Annotated in this window: 3 protein-coding genes; all 3 read right to left on the bottom strand. The window is 50.2% G+C overall.

What is annotated here, in order from left to right; all coding sequences use genetic code 11:
• Positions 1-263: 263 nt before the first annotated feature.
• The 3 genes from COY37_RS09920 to COY37_RS09930 all read right to left on the bottom strand — a co-directional run bounded on the left by COY37_RS09920 (position 264) and on the right by COY37_RS09930 (position 2,170).
• Positions 264-1,184 (bottom strand): NAD(P)/FAD-dependent oxidoreductase, encoded by a 921-nt coding sequence (locus tag COY37_RS09920; RefSeq protein WP_286678957.1) that lies wholly within the window; start codon positions 1,182-1,184, stop codon positions 264-266.
• 29 nt (positions 1,185-1,213) lie between these two features.
• Positions 1,214-1,399, bottom strand: a complete 186-nt coding sequence (locus COY37_RS09925) for a glutaredoxin family protein (RefSeq protein WP_286678968.1) — start codon at positions 1,397-1,399, stop codon at positions 1,214-1,216.
• 99 nt (positions 1,400-1,498) lie between these two features.
• On the bottom strand, positions 1,499-2,170 hold the full coding sequence (locus tag COY37_RS09930; protein ID WP_286678958.1) for a BON domain-containing protein: 672 nt from the start codon (positions 2,168-2,170) through the stop codon (positions 1,499-1,501).
• Positions 2,171-2,388: the final 218 nt, after the last annotated feature.

Below are 2,388 nucleotides of genomic sequence, written 5' to 3' on the forward strand. Positions count from 1 at the left end.
CTAAGCTTAGACCCTCCTGCATAAGAAGAAGGTTTCTGCACCCAAGATTCTTCAGTCGCATTCGCTCCTTCAGAATGACAATCAATTGCTAATCGCTCCTTCAGAATGACAATCAATTGCTAATCGCTCCTTCAGAATGACATGCACAGAAAGTAGGATGTCGCGGTACTAGTGCTACATCACACATTGGTTGATCGGCGGGTTTTGCCCGCACGGCTCTTCGGTAGAAGATAACCATACTCTAAGAGATAATCGGGGTAGGCTTACTTGATATCCTCAGGTAGCCTGATTACGTAGTCGTATGCCGATAACGCCGCTTTCGCGCCCTCACCCGCCGCTACGATAATTTGCTTCTGCGGGACGCTCGTGACATCACCCGCGGCGAAAAGACCCGGTATGGATGTCTTATTACTGCAGTCGACAATTATTTCTTGCTTTTCGTCGAGTTCAACGAGATCTTTCACAGGCGTAGAACTTGGCGCAGAGCCTATTTCAAAAAAGACACCCCGTACGGCAAGCTCGACCTCCTCGCCTGTTTTGCGGGCTTTTATTTTGATGCCCTCGACAAAATTATGCCCCTCGATTGCAGTAAGATCATAGCCTTTGTATATCCCCACATTAGGCGCGTGAAGCACCCTCTCCTGAATTATCGGATCGGCGCTCCACCCGGCGATCGAGACGATATTGACTGTCTTTGCGATTTTAATGAGCTGTTCAGCAGCGCCGAGCGCCGAGTTACCCCCGCCGATTACCGCAACGTCCATATTCTTAAAAAGCGGGGCATCGCATGTTGCGCAATAGGTCACACCCCTGCCGACGAATTCCTTCTCGCCGGGTACATTTAAGCGCCGTGGCGACCTGCCGGTGGCCATAATAACACTCTTCGCCCGGATTACCTCTCCTGTGACGATATGGATGTTAAAAAACGAGTCTTCCTTGGTTACCTTATCCACCTGCTGGTATTCTATCGGGATGCCGAATTCCTCAACCTGTTCTTCGAATTTAGCCATAAGCTCGGCGCCGGGAATCAAATTATAGCCCATATAATTTTCGATCCCCGCACTCCATGCGGCCATTCCACCTATATTATTGGTAAGCACCAGTGCATCCATTTTTTTCCGGGCGGCGTACACGGCGGCGGTCATTCCTGCGGGACCGGCGCCTATTATCACTACATCATGCAAGACTAATTCTCCAGCTATCCGGTTATGAGTTATAAGGCGGCTAACGCTGATTCCAATCGCCCCCGGTCGAAACCGATGATTACCTCGTTGCCGATCACTGTAACCGGAACTCCCAGTTGTCCTGATACCTCTACCAGCTCACTTACCTTTGCCGGATCGGCGGCCAGGTCGATCTCTTTATATTGAACACCCTGATCGGCGAGAAACTTCTTCACCAACGAACAAAACGCTCACGTCGGAGTGGAATAGACTTTTACCGTTCGTGCCATTCTAGCGACCTCCCAAATCTATGCAAACGGCCGACGACCGCGCACTTATGCCGCAGGTCGAACCGCTCCACTTACGTGAAGTTCGTTTACGACGTCCACCACACCGGGCACCGAGAATGCGACGAATTCGGCGATCCTCTTCTGTGTAAAGTTGGGAACCTCGCCGGTCAAGGTGACAACACCGTCGGTAACATCCACATTCATCTCGGTCAGATCAAGCCGCGTGTTTTTAATCAAAGCGGCCCTGACGTCTCGTTCGATCTCTGCATCAGCTATTGTAATCTCTGGTTTTACCACGAGATGGTTGACGACGTCAACAACCCCGGCAATCCAACGCGCATCGTTTTCGGCTTCCTGCTTCTCCACCATCGACGCCACAGTACCCCTCAAAAAGACAACGCCATCGATTACCTCGATGCTTATCCTGCTCCACTCAACCCAGGCATCACGCTTAAGGTTTCCTCGCACGTCATCGGCTATCTCCTCGTCGCTCTTTGCAATCGGTGGGACGACGCCGATGTTGTTGATGACGTCATTAACACCCCTCACCCGACCGGTGATGTCCTCGGCCAACACTTTTTCATTGTAGGTATCAACTTGGCCGTCGAGGACAATAACACCCGGTTGCTCTCCGCTTACCCGGACCATAGACTGGTCGATGCGCGTATCTGAAGATAGCGCACGCTTGACATCATTTACAAGATCTTCTGGTGTCATGATCCAATAACCTCCCCTTCTGCTTTAAAAACCCTGGTTATGTGGTGTTTCTACCCGAATTGCAGATTTAAAAAACATAGAAAGACGGTGAATAGCAACTGTCGGTCTGTTACGCCCTTTCGGTAAATCAGTGCTTTGTTATTTAAGTGTAGCAAGAAATTAAGATACGAGGTTGTTGGGTGAATCGGTGAATAGGACGACCGATGAAAATAGTAATG

Origin of the sequence: Candidatus Aquicultor secundus (assembly GCF_002791875.1) — a bacterium.
Lineage (GTDB): Bacteria > Actinomycetota > Aquicultoria > Aquicultorales > Aquicultoraceae > Aquicultor_A > Aquicultor_A secundus.

Coding starts and splice junctions, on each gene's coding strand:
- COY37_RS09930 (WP_286678958.1), bottom strand. CDS start 2,170: ATGACACCAGAAGATCTTGTAAATGATGTCAAGCGTGCGCTATCTTCA.